Source organism: Streptomyces sp. NPDC102270, assembly GCF_044766405.1.
Classification (GTDB): Bacteria; Actinomycetota; Actinomycetes; order Streptomycetales; family Streptomycetaceae; genus Streptomyces.
Genome location: NZ_JBIWLX010000004.1, coordinates 431,767 through 444,976 on the forward strand (window position 1 = coordinate 431,767; position 13,210 = coordinate 444,976).

At 67.6% G+C, this 13,210-nt stretch carries 14 protein-coding genes; 8 read left to right on the plus strand and 6 right to left on the minus strand.

All coding sequences use genetic code 11. From position 1 onward, the window contains the following. Positions 1-15: 15 nt before the first annotated feature. From ACIRP7_RS09810 to ACIRP7_RS09830, 5 genes are all read left to right on the plus strand, one after another. Complete coding sequence (locus ACIRP7_RS09810) at positions 16-279, plus strand: phosphopantetheine-binding protein (protein WP_403655771.1); 264 nt, start codon at positions 16-18, stop codon at positions 277-279. Then, positions 276-1,538, plus strand: a complete 1,263-nt coding sequence (ectB, locus tag ACIRP7_RS09815; protein WP_403655773.1) for a diaminobutyrate--2-oxoglutarate transaminase — start codon at positions 276-278, stop codon at positions 1,536-1,538. The genes ACIRP7_RS09810 and ectB overlap by 4 nt, the downstream gene beginning before the upstream one ends. Before the next feature lie 22 nt (positions 1,539-1,560). Further along, complete coding sequence (gene ectA / locus ACIRP7_RS09820) at positions 1,561-2,100, plus strand: diaminobutyrate acetyltransferase (protein ID WP_403655775.1); 540 nt, start codon at positions 1,561-1,563, stop codon at positions 2,098-2,100. Positions 2,101-2,134: 34 nt separating this feature from the next. Beyond that, a complete protein-coding gene (locus ACIRP7_RS09825) occupies positions 2,135-3,340 on the plus strand; it encodes a cytochrome P450 (RefSeq protein ID WP_403655777.1) in 1,206 nt (401 codons plus the stop codon). A gap of 182 nt (positions 3,341-3,522) precedes the next feature. Further along, positions 3,523-4,146 carry a LysE family translocator gene (locus ACIRP7_RS09830; protein WP_403655779.1) on the plus strand — a complete coding sequence of 208 codons (624 nt, stop codon included), beginning with the start codon at positions 3,523-3,525 and terminating at the stop codon, positions 4,144-4,146. Positions 4,147-4,168: 22 nt separating this feature from the next. Here the strand turns inward: ACIRP7_RS09830 and kstD are convergent, their stop codons facing one another. The 3 genes from kstD to ACIRP7_RS09845 all read right to left on the minus strand — a co-directional run bounded on the left by kstD (position 4,169) and on the right by ACIRP7_RS09845 (position 6,914). Continuing rightward, positions 4,169-5,899 carry a 3-oxosteroid 1-dehydrogenase gene (kstD, locus tag ACIRP7_RS09835; protein ID WP_403655781.1) on the minus strand — a complete coding sequence of 577 codons (1,731 nt, stop codon included), beginning with the start codon at positions 5,897-5,899 and terminating at the stop codon, positions 4,169-4,171. Between the two features lie 125 nt (positions 5,900-6,024). After that, positions 6,025-6,318, minus strand: a complete 294-nt coding sequence (locus ACIRP7_RS09840; RefSeq protein ID WP_403655783.1) for a hypothetical protein — start codon at positions 6,316-6,318, stop codon at positions 6,025-6,027. 179 nt (positions 6,319-6,497) lie between these two features. After that, the gene (locus ACIRP7_RS09845) at positions 6,498-6,914 is read right to left on the minus strand and encodes an ATP-binding protein (RefSeq protein WP_403655785.1); all 417 of its coding nucleotides are present in this window, start codon (positions 6,912-6,914) and stop codon (positions 6,498-6,500) included. A gap of 117 nt (positions 6,915-7,031) precedes the next feature. Here ACIRP7_RS09845 and ACIRP7_RS09850 point away from each other — a divergent pair, with 117 nt between their 5' ends. Continuing rightward, complete coding sequence (locus ACIRP7_RS09850) at positions 7,032-7,886, plus strand: helix-turn-helix domain-containing protein (RefSeq protein ID WP_403655787.1); 855 nt, start codon at positions 7,032-7,034, stop codon at positions 7,884-7,886. Then, positions 7,883-8,080 (plus strand): DUF397 domain-containing protein, encoded by a 198-nt coding sequence (locus ACIRP7_RS09855; protein WP_403655789.1) that lies wholly within the window; start codon positions 7,883-7,885, stop codon positions 8,078-8,080. Before ACIRP7_RS09850 ends, ACIRP7_RS09855 begins: the two co-directional genes overlap by 4 nt. Here the strand turns inward: ACIRP7_RS09855 and ACIRP7_RS09860 are convergent. Both ACIRP7_RS09860 and ACIRP7_RS09865 read right to left on the minus strand, forming a co-directional pair. Continuing rightward, positions 8,052-8,687, minus strand: a complete 636-nt coding sequence (locus tag ACIRP7_RS09860) for an FG-GAP and VCBS repeat-containing protein (protein WP_403655791.1) — start codon at positions 8,685-8,687, stop codon at positions 8,052-8,054. The two genes, ACIRP7_RS09855 and ACIRP7_RS09860, sit on opposite strands and share 29 nt — an antisense overlap. Positions 8,688-8,700: 13 nt before the next feature. Next, positions 8,701-8,892: a hypothetical protein gene (locus tag ACIRP7_RS09865; protein WP_403655793.1), complete on the minus strand. Its 192-nt coding sequence runs from the start codon at positions 8,890-8,892 to the stop codon at positions 8,701-8,703. A 675-nt stretch (positions 8,893-9,567) separates the two neighbouring features. On the opposite strand from ACIRP7_RS09865, the gene ACIRP7_RS09870 reads away from it, so the two are divergent. Continuing rightward, entirely contained in the window at positions 9,568-12,258 is a 2,691-nt protein-coding gene (locus ACIRP7_RS09870; RefSeq protein WP_403655795.1) for an RICIN domain-containing protein, read from the plus strand. Positions 12,259-12,376: 118 nt separating this feature from the next. On the opposite strand, the gene ACIRP7_RS09875 is transcribed toward ACIRP7_RS09870, so the two are convergent. Then, positions 12,377-13,006: a transposase family protein gene (locus ACIRP7_RS09875; protein ID WP_403655797.1), complete on the minus strand. Its 630-nt coding sequence runs from the start codon at positions 13,004-13,006 to the stop codon at positions 12,377-12,379. Between the last annotated feature and the right edge of the window lie 204 nt (positions 13,007-13,210).

Sequence of the window (13,210 nt, forward strand, 5' to 3'; positions counted from 1 at the left end):
CCAAAGGACATGACCATGGATCGCCAGAACGTCGTCACCGCCCTCGAGACCGCCCTCACCGACGTCCTCGAGCGTCCCGTCACCGGCCTCACCGGCGACGTGAAGCTCTTCGACGACCTGCACCTCGACTCGACCACCATGCTCGAGATGCTGATGGCCCTGGAGAACTCCATCGGTCTGGTCGTCGACCCGGAGGACCTGGACGCGGACGACTTCGTCTCGGTGGACACCTTCACCGACTTCGTCCTCCGCACTCGGCTCGAGCAGGTCTCGGCATGACGCTCATCCAGCCCGACCTGAGCGTCTTCACGACCGTGGAGTCGGAGGTACGCAGCTACTGCCGCATCTGGCCCACCGTGTTCGACCGGGCGCAGGGCAGCAGGCTGTACGACGACGACGGGCACGAGTACCTGGATTTCTTCGCCGGCGCCGGATCCCTCAACTACGGCCACAACAACCCGGTGTTGAAGCGCGCCCTGCTCGACTACCTGGAGCGCGACGGCGTCATCCACGGGCTGGACATGTCGACCACGGCCAAGCGCTCGTTCCTCGAGTTCTTCCAGAACATGATCCTGCGCCCGCGGGACCTGCCCTACAAGGTCATGTTCCCGGGACCGACCGGCACCAACGCCGTCGAGGCCGCCCTCAAGCTGGCGCGCAAGGTCAAGGGGCGCGAGACGGTCGTCTCCTTCACCAACGCCTTCCACGGTATGTCGCTCGGCTCCCTGGCAGTGACCGGCAACGCCTTCAAACGGGCCGGCGCCGGCGTACCGCTCGTGCACAGCACTCCCATGCCCTTCGACCACTACATGGGCGGGAAGACGCCCGACTTCCTGTGGTTCGAGCAGTTGCTCCGGGACCAGGGCTCGGGGCTGGACAAGCCGGCCGCGGTGATCGTGGAGACGATCCAGGGCGAGGGTGGCATCAACGTGGCCCGCCCGCAGTGGTTGCGGGGCCTCGCCCGGCTCTGCCGGCAGCACGACATGCTGTTGATCGTCGACGACATCCAGATGGGCTGCGGCCGCACCGGGGCGTTCTTCTCCTTCGAAGAGGCCGGGATCACCCCGGACATCGTCACCGTCTCCAAATCCATCAGCGGCTACGGACTGCCCATGTCCCTGTGCCTGTTCCGACCGGAGCTGGACGTCTGGGAGCCTGGTGAACACAACGGCACGTTCCGCGGCAACAATCCGGCCTTCGTCACCGGAACCGCCGTTCTCAACACCTACTGGGCCGACGACAGGCTGAAGCAGCAGACCCTGGCCCACGGCCGGACCATCGAAGCCGCGCTGCGCGACACCGCCGCGCAGCACAGCGGATCCGCCTATCGCGGCCGCGGGATGGTATGGGGCCTGGAGCTGTCCGACCCCGGGCACGCCGGCCGCGCCGCACGCCGGGCCTTCGAACTCGGACTGCTCATGGAGACCTCCGGAGCACAGGGCCAGGTCGTCAAGCTGCTGCCCCCGCTGACCATCACCAGCGACGAACTCGACCAAGGGCTGCGCATCGTACGGCGCGCCGTCGACGAAACGGTATGACGAAGAGGAAGGCGGTCTGACCATGACAATCGGCACTACCCCCTCGGCCGACGCGGACCAGAACACCGTCGCGAACAAAAAGGCGGCCTTCCGGGCACCGGTGCCCGAGGACGGCCCAGCGGTGTGGAAACTGGTCGAGAACACCCCCGGCCTGGACTCCAACAGCATTTATTACTACTCGCTGTGGTTCCGCGATTTCGCGGACGGTTCGCTGATCGCGACCGTGGACGACGAGATCGTCGGCTTCCTCACCGGTTACCGCCGCCCCGACGAGCCCGAGACCTACTTCGTCTGGCAAACGGCCGTCAACCCGCGCCACGGCATCCCCTTCCTCGGGGTGAAGCTCTTCCAGGCCGCGGCCGACCAGCAGGTGGCCCATGGCGCCCGGTACGTCGAGGCCACGGTCTCCGCCGAGAACAAGGCGATCCTCATGGTGCTGAAGCAGTTCGCCAAGAAGCACGCGGCGCACATCGAGACGCGCGTGCTGTTCCCCGGCAGCCTCTTCCCTGACAGCCACCACGACGAGGTCCTCTACCGCATCGGCCCGCTGACTGCCGGTTGATTCAGCAGTGTTCGACGATCAGGAGTCGTTTCGCATGGCGCAGCAACCCACACCTCTGCACCTCGACATCAATGACCCGTACTTTCGCATGGACTCGGAAGAGGTGCGGAAGGCGCGAGCTGCACACTGGTGCGCAGAAACCGACTGGGGAATTGCCGTCCTCTCGTACGAGGACAACAGTTTCCTGCTGAAGAACCCCCGTCTGACGCAAGGGTCGGCCAAGTGGCCGGCTCATCACCGAGTGGTCGAGGGGCACTTCGACAGCTGGTGGAAGAAGACCCTGCTGGTGCTGGAGGGTGACGAGCACAACAGGATCCGGCGCCTGGTGAACCCCGCGTTCTCTCCGCGCCGGATAGAGCCCTTGCGGCCCCGGTTCCGATCCCTGGCGGACAGCCTGATGGACGAGTGGATCGAAGACGGGCAGACGGAATTCGCCAGTCGCTTCGCGGCACCCTTTTCGACCAGGGTCCTGTGCATGATGCTGGGAATCGACGAGCGTGACTGGAAGAAGATCAATCAGCTGGCATCCACGATCGGGCTCGGCATCGGCATCACCATCCAGGAGAACATTGCGCAGATCGACGAGGCTGTCGTCGAACTCAGCCAATATGCGGAGTCCTTGGTTCGAAGCAGGAGGGAGGAACCTCGGAACGACATCCTCAGCACCCTGGTGGAAACGCGGGACGAGGATGACGGCAGGCTCTCGGATCAGGAACTGATCAATCTCATCATCCTGCTCATATTTGCGGGTATCGACACGACTCGGAACCAACTGGCGCTGGCTGTCGAATCGTTCTCAAGGCAGCCGGATCAGTGGGAGAAGCTGGCCGCGGACCCTGACCGCTACGCCGTCAAGGCAGTCGAAGAAGTGCTCCGCGTCAATCCGATCAACCGATGGACCACGCGCGAAGCGGCAGAAACGTTCCAACACAAGGAGCGCAGGATCGAGAAGGGCACAACAGTCCACCTGTTCACCCTTTCATCGGGAACCGATCCCGCCGAATTCGACAACCCGGACCATATCGACCTCGACGCCGACCGCTCGCCTCATTTCGCGTTCGGCGGTGGCCTGCATCATTGCCTGGGGCACTTCGTCGCACGGACGGACATGAATGTGGCTCTTTCGGCGATGGCTGCGCGGATGACTGATCTGCGTGTCGGGGACGGCGCCGAGTGGCTGCCTGACTCCGGAAACACGGGCGCGAGGAAACTGCCGATCACATTCAACCGGCGTTCCTGACTTCTGCGCACGGCGTAGCTCCTGGCGGACGGGGCCGTCTGCAGACCGCCCGTGCCCACCAGGAGCCACGTGTGTACGATGGAACCACCTTAGGTGGTTCCGCCTCGACCGGGAGATCGCATGACACCCCCCAAGGCCGGCGCGGTTCCCGTACGCCCCACCAAGGCTGGAGGTCGCTGACGATGGTGGATCTGACGGTGCTGCCGGGCTACGTGGCAGTGATCCTGCTCTTCCTCGGTCCCCCCGGGCCCGATATGGCCTACATGCTCGCCGTGGGCCTCGAAGGCGGTCGCCGGTCCGCGGTGAAAGCCATCCTCGGCATCGGAACCGGCATGAGCGTCTACGCCACCGCCGTCGTCGCCGGAATGGGAGAAATCGCCCGATCGCACCCAATGGTACTGAATGCGATCAGGATTTTCGGTGCGGTGTATCTACTGTGGTTGGCGTACGTGACGATGCGTCACGCACGTCGTGCGATCAGTGGGCACAGTGATGTTCCGGCAGGTCACTGGTATCTGCGAGGCATCTTGGTCAGCATCACGAACCCGAAGATCATTCTCTTTTTCCTTGCGGTGCTCCCGCAGTTCATCGGAAGTGCGGAGAACCCGGGATTACAGATGGCGATTCTTGGTGCGATCAATGTTCTGATGGAGGTCATCCTTTACGGATGCATCGGAGTTCTGGCGGGCTTCTTTCACGCACGTCTTGTCGACTCGACCAAAGCCACGGCCGTGCTGAACTACATGGCGTGCACCGTTTATGTCGTGCTGGCCGGGACAATCACCGGCGAGATCCTGCTGGCTTGATCATTGGTCCGGGGGCCCTGGCCTAGAGCGCCCCGGCGATGTCCCGGGCCGCGATGTACCCGAACGTCATCGCGGGCCCGATCGTCGAGCCCGCGCCCGCGTAACTGTGGCCCATGACGGCCGCGCTGGCGTTCCCGGCGGCGTACAGGCCGGGGACGACGGAGCCGTCGGACCGCAGGACGCGGGCGCGGGCGTCGGTCACCAGGCCGCCCTTGGTCCCCAGGTCTCCCGGGACGAGCCGGAAGGCGTAGTACGGGGGCAGCCAGAGCGGGGCCAGGCAGGAGTTCGGGAGGACGGTCGGGTCCGTGTAGTAGTGGTCGTAGGCGCTGTCGCCGCGTCCGAAGTCCGCGTCGTCACCCTTCAGGGCAAGGGAGTTGAAGCGGTCGACGGTGGTGCGCAGGGCCGCGGCGGGGACGCCGATGGAGGCGGCCAGGGCGTCGAACGACCATGCCTTGTGGGCGGCACCCGAGCTGTACCAGTCGTCGGGCAGGACGAAGGTGGGCGCGATGTCCCTGAAGAGGTACCGGTTGCGGTAGTTCTGGTCGACGATCAGCCAGGCCGGGATGTCGGGGTCGGTCGGGTTGCGCTCGTACATGGTGTGGACGACATCGCTGTAGGGGGCGGCCTCGTTGACGAACCGCCGACCGGCCGCGTTCACGATGAGCCCGCCGGGGAGGGTGCGTTCGGCGAGGCAGAAGTACGGGTCGCCGGGGAGCGGGATGGCCGGCCCCCACCAGGCGTCGTCCATCAACGCCACGTCGGCGCCCAGTCGCTGCCCGGCCCGGATGCCGTCCCCCGTGTTCTCCTTCGCGCCCACGGTCCACTCCGTGCCGATGGGCTGCCGCTGGTACTGGGCCCGCATCGCCGCGTTGTGCTCGAAGCCGCCGGACCCGACGATCACACCCCGGCGGGCACGGTAGAGGCCGCCCGGGGTCACCGCTCCGGCGACGGTGCCGTTCTCGACGTGGAGCTCGGTGAGAGGGGTGCCCAGCCGGACCGGCACGCCCGCGTCCAGGAGCCCTTTCCTCAGCCCGGCGGCCAGTGACTGTCCCATGGTGAGCGGGGTCTGCCCGAGCAAGGCCGCTTTCGTGCCCCGTGCCAGGCACTCGGCGGCGACGGCGGCGCCCTTGACGCTCACGGCGGACAGCGCGAGCCACTTGTAGTCGGCGCTGAACACGACCAGTCCGGCGGGGACTTCGAGGTACGGCGGGTTCAGATGGGCGAGTTCGGCGCCGAGGAGCTTGCCGTCGAACTGGTCGGGCTCGATGGAGCGGCCGCCCGGCAGGCCGCCCGGCAGCTCGGGGTAGTAATCGCTGTACCCCTCCATCCAGCGGAAGCGCAGCGGGCTGTTGGCCAGGACGAAGGAGATCATCGCGGGGCCGTGCGCGAGGAAGGCCCGCTGCCGGGCGGCGGGGACATCGGGCCCTACGACGGCGGCGAGGTAGGCCGCCGCCTTGGCCGGGGTGTCCGGGACACCGGCGGCGAGGATGACGGGATTGTTGGGGATCCAGATCCCGGCCCCGGAACGGGCGGCGGATCCGCCGAAGGTGGGTGCCTTCTCCAGCACCACGGTGCTGAGCCCCTGCTTGGCGGCGGCGAGCGCGGCGGTCATGCCGGCGGCGCCGGAACCGATGACGACGACGTCGTACGTCCCGATCGTCGGCAGGTCGGCGGCGCTCGCGTCCTGCTGCACCCCGGCGGCGACGGCCGCCCCGGCACCGGCGGCCAGCAGGTGTCTTCGGGTCACGCTCATGGTCGGGTCCCCCTGCGGTTGGTATGGACGAAGAGGTCCGGAACGTCGCGCGGGGGTCTTGAGAAGTCAAGAGGTGTGGAGGACGGCGAGGGCGTCCCGCCGAGCGGGGGGTACAGGCCCTCCGCTCAGAATCCGGGAGCGGGGAGGAAGCCGGGCCACCACGGTGGTACGCCGCTGGGGCATTCGTAGGTGGCGCCGCTCCAGAAGAAGGAGACGGCACACCAGCACAGAGCGGGGAGCACCACCGTGAGGGCGAGTGCATGGAGGAGGGCCAGTCTCCCCAGGACAACTCCCACCATCACCCAACTCAGGGTCAGAAGGCCCCAGAGGGACGGGATGAAGAGAACGACGAGAAAGGTACCGTTCGCCGCGCCGTTGACGCCGGCGTCGCAGGCGCTCAGCGCTCTGCCGAGAAGCATGGCAGTGAGTACCGCGAGCGCAAGCCCCATCACCGTTCCGAAACATCCGTGAAGCCGCCGCTCACGCATAGATCTCCCCATCGCTGTCGGCTTTCCATTCCTTTCCCCGCATCCCACCGCTCACGCTGTGTCCCAAGCCCCCGGGCGAAGCGCGCCTGTGGAGCCGATCGTCGGCGTCATCACCCGAGTCCGATCTCGGCCCACACCGTCTTGCCGACGTCCCGCTCCGTGACGCCCCAGGTGTCGGCGAGGAGAGTGACGAGGATCAGGCCCCGGCCGTGTTCGCCGTCCTCGTCGTTGACGAACCGGAGCCGGCGATCGCCTCGCGCGTCGCTCACCTCGACACGGAGCGTGTTCCCCGGGAGCCGGAGGAGGCGCAGCTCGAAGTCCCTTCCGGGTACGCGGCCGTGGGTCACCGCGTTGGCGGCGAGCTCGGCGACGAGGTGCTGCGCGGTGTCGTTCACGTCGGTGTCGTGGGCGTGGCCCCATTCCGCGAGCTGGGTGGCCGTGAGTCTGCGGGCCAGGCGGGCGCCTCGCGGGGTGGCGCTCAGACGCTGGGTCAGTTCGTCGGTGGGGGTGGAGATTTCGGCGTTCACGTGACTGAGCGTGCTGGGTTGTCTCTACGCTGACCAGGTGCGACTCGGCGACGCTGAGTAGCTGTACGGGTGCGGTCGGTTCGGTGTACGGGTTGTCGCGTGGGAGGGGTGAGGCGTGTGGGTGAGCGGAGGCCGGAGACGCCTGCGGAGGCGGACGGTACGGCGGGGCTGTTCGTCGCGCTGGGCAAGATGGTGAAGCTCTTGCGGGAGCGGAAGGGGCTGACGCAGAAGGAGTTCGGGGAGCTGGTGGGATACGGCCCCGACGCGGTCTCCTCCATGGAGAGGGGGGTGCGGACACTTCGGCCGGAGGTCCTGATCAAGGCGGACGAACTCCTTGACGCCGGGGGCCTGTTGAAGGAGGTCCTTCCCGAGGTCGAGGAGGCGATGGCGAAGACTCGGACGCGGCATCCGGAGTGGTACCGGAACTATGCCGGGCTGGAGGCCGAGGCGGTCTCCCTGTACGACTACAGCACGATGGGTGTGCTGGGCCTGCTCCAGACGGAGGACTACGCCCGGGCCGTGTTCACGCAACGGCACCCGCCGCTGGACGAGGAGACCATCGAGAAGCGTGTCGCCGACCGGCTCTCCCGTCAGCAGCTCTTCGAGAAGTGGCCGCCGCCGGAATGCAGCTTCGTCCTCGAACAGGCTGTACTGGAACGGCCGATCGGCGGCCCCGCCGTGCACGCCGGTCAGCTTCGGCGGCTGCTGCACATCGGGCGGATGCGGAATGTGCAGCTTCAGGTGATGCCGACGGGGCGGGACGAACACCCGAGCCTGGGCGGCTCGTTCACGATGCTCACCCCCAAGGGAAAGGAGCAGGTGGCGTACATGGAAATCCAGGGCTACCCACGCTTGATCACCGGCCGGGAAGAGGTACGCATCCTCGCCGCCCGCTATGGGATCATCCGTGCTCAGGCCCTCAACCCGTACGAGTCCCTGGACTTGATCGAGAAGATGCTGGAAGAGCGATGACCATAGAGAAGCTGAACTGGTTCAAGTCGAGCTACAGCGACGGCGAGGGCGGCCAGTGCCTGGAAGTCGCCGTAACCCCCCACACCATCCACCTCCGCGACTCCAAGAACCCCACCGGCCCTCACCTCACCCTCTCCCCCACGGCCTGGTCGGCCTTTCTCTCCCCTACTGCGGCAACTGCGCGATCACGTTGAGCTCGCGAGCCCCTGCCGTCCCGATGCCGGACTCCGTGCCGGGGAGCATCAGGCTCGGGCTGTAGTACGTGCTCGACACCAGCAGGTCCTTGTCCCCGTCGCGGTCCATGTCGCGCAGGCGGACGAAGAGGCCGAACATCTCGTACTGGGCGGGACTGCCGGGGACGCCCGCCGTCGCCCGGCTGAACCACTGGGACTTCGTGCCGGTGAGGCCGGACCTGCCGCCGCGCAGCACGTGGACGCCGCCCGCGTACTTCACGGCGCCGACCTTCTCCTCGGGCACGCTGACCGCGAGGTCCGGGTAGCCGTCGCCGTCGGTGTCACCCGCGGAGAGCCGGTACTTCGTGGTCGGGCCGGTGCTGCCGCCGCGCCAGACGACCACGGAACCGGCGCCACCGCCGTACGGGACGTCGCTGACCGCGAGGTCGCCGTAGCCGTCCTTGTCGAAGTCGGCGACGACACCGGTCGGGTCGTAGTCGGGCTGTGAGCCGTTGATGACCGTGGCCTTGCCGGGCTTGACGGTGGAGCCGCCGCGCAGGAACCAGGCGTCCTGGGTCATCTTGTCGTTGTGGTAGCCCCAGGGCTGATTCAAAGTCCTGGTGATCATGTGTTGGTGCAGGTCAGGTGAGTCCGAGCAGGTCGAGTGGGTGTGTGAAGGGGTGGTAGGAGGCTTGTCGTAGCCCGGCGGCGATGCTGCGGTGGCCGGCGTCGCGGAGTGTGTTGACTGCGAGGTTGCGCAGTGTGGCCATGTTCGCCGGGCCGTGCCCGGTGCGGATCTGGGAGGCGTCCTCGGCGAAGGTCGTGTCCCTCACGTGGTGGATCGACTCGATGCCCCAGTGGCCGCGGGCGAGTTGTCCGAGATGCTGCGGGGATGCCTGGTGGGAAGGCCGGCGCGGGGCGCTGCAACTTCAGAGCGCGCGTCGCCCAGGAGGGGTGAGCGCTCACATTCAGTGTGAGGGGTCCAGGTGTGCGCAGTCGGTCAGCGGGGGCACGGCCCCGGTCGAAGGGTCGAAATGAGACTGACACATCTGTCGACGCCACCTCAAGGGGTGTGCGATACGAGCCTGTTCCGGCGCTGTCCCCGCGCGCCAGCCGTCCGCGCGGGGACCTCGGCTTCTGGCGCCGAAGCACAGGGGCGCCCAGGGCAAGGGTTGGGACGGGAGGTCGCACCGATGACCGGGTGAATCGGTTCGTGTCGTGAGGCTTGACACGCCAGGGGCGCAGTTGCACGTTCTTGTATCTGAAATATCTGTCCCTCCAGTGACGCCATATCTCCGACCGATCCGTATATGTGAGCGCTAACGCGGTGGGTGTCTGTCAGGCGCGCCGAGGGGTCGGGCGGTCCGGGCGGCCCCCTTCCCCCTGGTTGTCGGCGAGTTGTGGTGGGACAAGGCCAACCCGGAGGGTCGCCCACCGCCTTACGGCTTCAGCGCCGCCCCGACCGGTTCGCCACCTGCCCGTGCCTGGTCGTTTACAAGGAGGATCGTGTGAAGCGACAACACGTACAGCCGCCGCGCCGTCGACGCCTGGCCCTTTGGTCCGTGGCCGTCGTGGCGCTGCTGACCGGAGCTGTGGGAACACAGCCGGCCACGGCGACCGCCCCTCGGGCCACGCCGGCCGCTGCCTCGCCGGCCTCCGCCCCCGATGGCGTCACCGCGGGCAACGCCGCGATCGCGTCGGTCGATCTGGCCGGCACGTGGGGGTTCACCCCGGTGGGCCGGTCGGCGACGTCGATCACGGTGCCGGGAGGCGGTTGGTACAAGCAGGGCTTAACCGATGTGAACGAGGCGGTGTACTCCCGCGCGATCACCGTGCCGGACTCCGGGCAGCCGCAGTCGACATGGATCGAGTTCGGCGCGGTGAACCACCAGGCGACCCTGTCGGTCGACGGGAGGACGGTGGCGACCAAGACCACCGCCTTCACGCCGTCGAAATTCGACATCAGCGCGTACGCGGCACCGGGTACCACGCACACCGTCACGGTCGACGTGAAGGGCAGGGGCGCCCTGAAGAACCCCGCGAACGGCAGGTATCTGGTGCCCGACGCGGCCGACTGGGCCGAGGCCGTACCGCAGGGGATCTTCCGTTCGGCGTTCCTGCGCGTGTATCCGGCGGTGTACGTCAGCGACACGTTCGTCCGCACGTCGGTGGCGAACAAGACCCTCACCTACGACGTCTCCGTGACGAACACCTCGGCCAGTGCCCGGTCGGTGACGCTGACCGGCTCGCTCGCCTCGGACAACGGCACGTCGTTCACCTACCCGTCCCTGCCGAGCAGCACGGTCAGCGTGGCCGCCCATTCGACGGCCAAGGTGACGGTCGGGCCGGTGGCGTGGAACCTGGGCTCCTCCTCGTACTGGTGGCCCAACGTCCCCTACCGGCAGGGGTATCGCGCCCAACTGCACCGCCTGACCGTCCACGCGGCGACCGACGACGGACACACCAGCGACGCGACCTACCGTTTCGGATTCCGGGAGAGCAGCCAGAACGGCGAGTACTACTACCTCAACGGCGTGCGGGTGAACTTCCGCGGCGACAACCTTCAGGGCGCCGACTACGACCGGGTCAACTACGGTGGGAAGAGTGACGCCTACGACACCCTGCCCGGCTTCCTGGCGCCCTCCTCGGGCAACGGCGGCTGGCCGCAGGCGGTCGACAACTACCAGCGGCTGAACTACAACGTGGTCCGCATTCATCAGGAGCCGGCCAGCCCCTACATGCTCGACGTGGCCGACGAGATGGGCCTGATGATCATCGACGAGACCGGCATCCGTGGCTCCAACAGCCTTCAGGACTTCGTCGCCGGGCACGACAACATGGTCGACCACGCCCGCGCGCTGACCCTGCGCGACCGTAACCACCCGGCCGTGATCCGCTGGAGCCAGAGCAACGAGCCCGGCAGCAGCGGTGACGACTCGGAGCAGTTCGAGAAGGACCTGTACGCGGCGATGAACGGCAACGACGGCACCCGGCCGGTCAGCGTCGACGCGTGGGTCGGCGCCCCGGCCAACCCCTACCCCACCATGACGTACTCCAACTTCGATGTCTTCGGGCACTACTTGGACGGATTCGGCCAATACGGCGAGAAGGTCGTGTCGGTGGCCGGCCGGCCCGACGGCGAGGGCGAGTACATCTGGCCCAAGTGCAACACCAAGCAGGGCTTCGAGTGGTTCGCCACCACGATGGTGGCCAAGCGCGCCAAGGACGCCAGCGACTTGCGCCCCTACACCCTGCTGTCCGCCTGGGCGGGCGTCATACCTGGCGTGCGCACCACCGACTTCACCCCCGAAGAGGGCGGCCATCCCGTCTACGGCGCCGACAACCTCTCCGACCCGTGGAGCAATCCGCAGTTCCAGCGCATCCAGGCCGCGTTCGACCCGGTCGCCGCGATCGACCTGCCCTATTGGTCGGCCTCCGGTGTGTCGGACTCCAACGGCACCTTCCCGCTCCCGCAGGCGGTCCCCAGCTACGCCGCCAACAGCACCGTGAACCGCACCATCACGGTCTTCAACGACGACTTCGCCAACACCGCCGTGGACTTCGCCTGGAGCGCCCACCTCGACAGCGCCACCGGCCCGGTGATCGCCTCCGACAGCAAGACCCTCACCGTCCCGCTCGGTTCGAAGACGACGCAGACCGTGTCGTTCACCGCGCCGTCCAGCGGCTCTCGGGTCTACCTCGTCCTGTCCACCAGCAAAGCCGGGACGACCGTGTTCAGCGACGCGGTCGAGTACTTCACGTTGAACGGCGGCGGGAGCACCGGTCCCACACCGGGCACGTACCGCATCGTCAACCGCAACAGCGGCAAGCCGCTGGCCATCGCCGGCAACTCCACCGCCGACGGCGCCAAGGCCGTCCAGCAGACCGGCGGCGGGACCTGGACCCTCAGCACCTCGGGCAGCGCCTACACCCTGCGCTACAACCCCACCGGCAAGGTGCTCGACGTCAACGGCGGTTCCGCCACCGCCGGCCTCCAGCTCCAGCAGTGGACCGCCAACGGCGGTACCAACCAGCAGTGGTACCTACGGCCCACCGGCGACGGGTACTACACCATCGTCAGCCATGACAGCGGCCTGGTGGCTGACGTGAGCGGCCAGTCGACCAGCGACGGAGCCGCCGTCGTGCAGTGGAGCGCCAACAACGGCGCCAACCAGCAATGGCAGCTGACACCGGCCTGAGCCGGCCGCCCGCCTGCCGGATGTGCCGCCACCTCCCGTGGCGGCACATCCGGGGCGTGCGGACATCCCGGGGGCCCAGGGCTGATTCGAATTCCTGGTGATCATGTGTTGGTGCAGGTCAGGTGAGTCCGAGCAGGTCGAGTGGGTGTGTGAAGGGGTGGTAGGAGGCTTGTCGTAGCCAGGTGTGCAGTGCGTCGGCGGTGACCGTCACGCCGGTGAGGTCGAAGGGTGCCAGCAGCGCCGGCAGGGCGGTGACCTCGGTGGTCTTGCCGGGCACCGGAAGCTGGGAGATGACGCGTCCGGAGCCGGTAACGGCCCACAGCAGGTGAACGGCGTCGTCGGTGCCGGTGCGTGAGCCGCGGGCGCTCTTGCCGTCCACGGCCACCTGCCCGGCGCCGGCCGTGGCGGCGCCGAGCAGGTCGGCCAGCCCACCGGGGCACACCGAAGTGAGCACGCGGCGGATCGTGGAGGTGGCAGGAGCACTCCGCAGGCCGAGCGGGCCGCGGGGACGGACGCCCAGGCGGGCGAGGGCATCCTGCGGAGCACTGTGGGCCCACTGGCCGATGGCCAGGTAGGAGCGGGCCCCGGACAGCACCGCGGTCAGCAGCACCGACACCAGCGAGTGCCGTCGACCACGACGGTCGCGCGGGTCCGGCAACGTCGCCAACCGCTCAGCGACACCCGGCAGTTCACGCTGGCGCGGCGAAGGCGACTTGGTCAGACAGACGGTGGCAGACTGGCGGCACATCGAGGCTCCAGTGGTGCAGGGCGACTTCGTAGGTCACCCCGTCAACCGGAGCCTCGTTGTCTTCGTAACGGCCCGCAGCACCCCGCTTCGTGCGCACGACCAGCGCCCCTGCAAGATCACCAGCACTGTGAATCAGCCCTGGCACGGACACCGAGTCACAGAAGTGTACATTCAGGCCGGAATTCATGCCCGCAATGTGTCGGC

Coding starts and splice junctions, on each gene's coding strand:
- ACIRP7_RS09810 (WP_403655771.1), top strand. CDS start 16: ATGGATCGCCAGAACGTCGTCACCGCCCTCGAGACCGCCCTCACCGAC.
- ectB (WP_403655773.1), top strand. CDS start 276: ATGACGCTCATCCAGCCCGACCTGAGCGTCTTCACGACCGTGGAGTCG.
- ectA (WP_403655775.1), top strand. CDS start 1,561: ATGACAATCGGCACTACCCCCTCGGCCGACGCGGACCAGAACACCGTC.
- ACIRP7_RS09825 (WP_403655777.1), top strand. CDS start 2,135: ATGGCGCAGCAACCCACACCTCTGCACCTCGACATCAATGACCCGTAC.
- ACIRP7_RS09830 (WP_403655779.1), top strand. CDS start 3,523: ATGGTGGATCTGACGGTGCTGCCGGGCTACGTGGCAGTGATCCTGCTC.
- kstD (WP_403655781.1), bottom strand. CDS start 5,899: ATGAGCGTGACCCGAAGACACCTGCTGGCCGCCGGTGCCGGGGCGGCC.
- ACIRP7_RS09840 (WP_403655783.1), bottom strand. CDS start 6,318: ATGCTTCTCGGCAGAGCGCTGAGCGCCTGCGACGCCGGCGTCAACGGC.
- ACIRP7_RS09855 (WP_403655789.1), top strand. CDS start 7,883: ATGACCATAGAGAAGCTGAACTGGTTCAAGTCGAGCTACAGCGACGGC.
- ACIRP7_RS09860 (WP_403655791.1), bottom strand. CDS start 8,687: ATGATCACCAGGACTTTGAATCAGCCCTGGGGCTACCACAACGACAAG.
- ACIRP7_RS09875 (WP_403655797.1), bottom strand. CDS start 13,006: ATGTGCCGCCAGTCTGCCACCGTCTGTCTGACCAAGTCGCCTTCGCCG.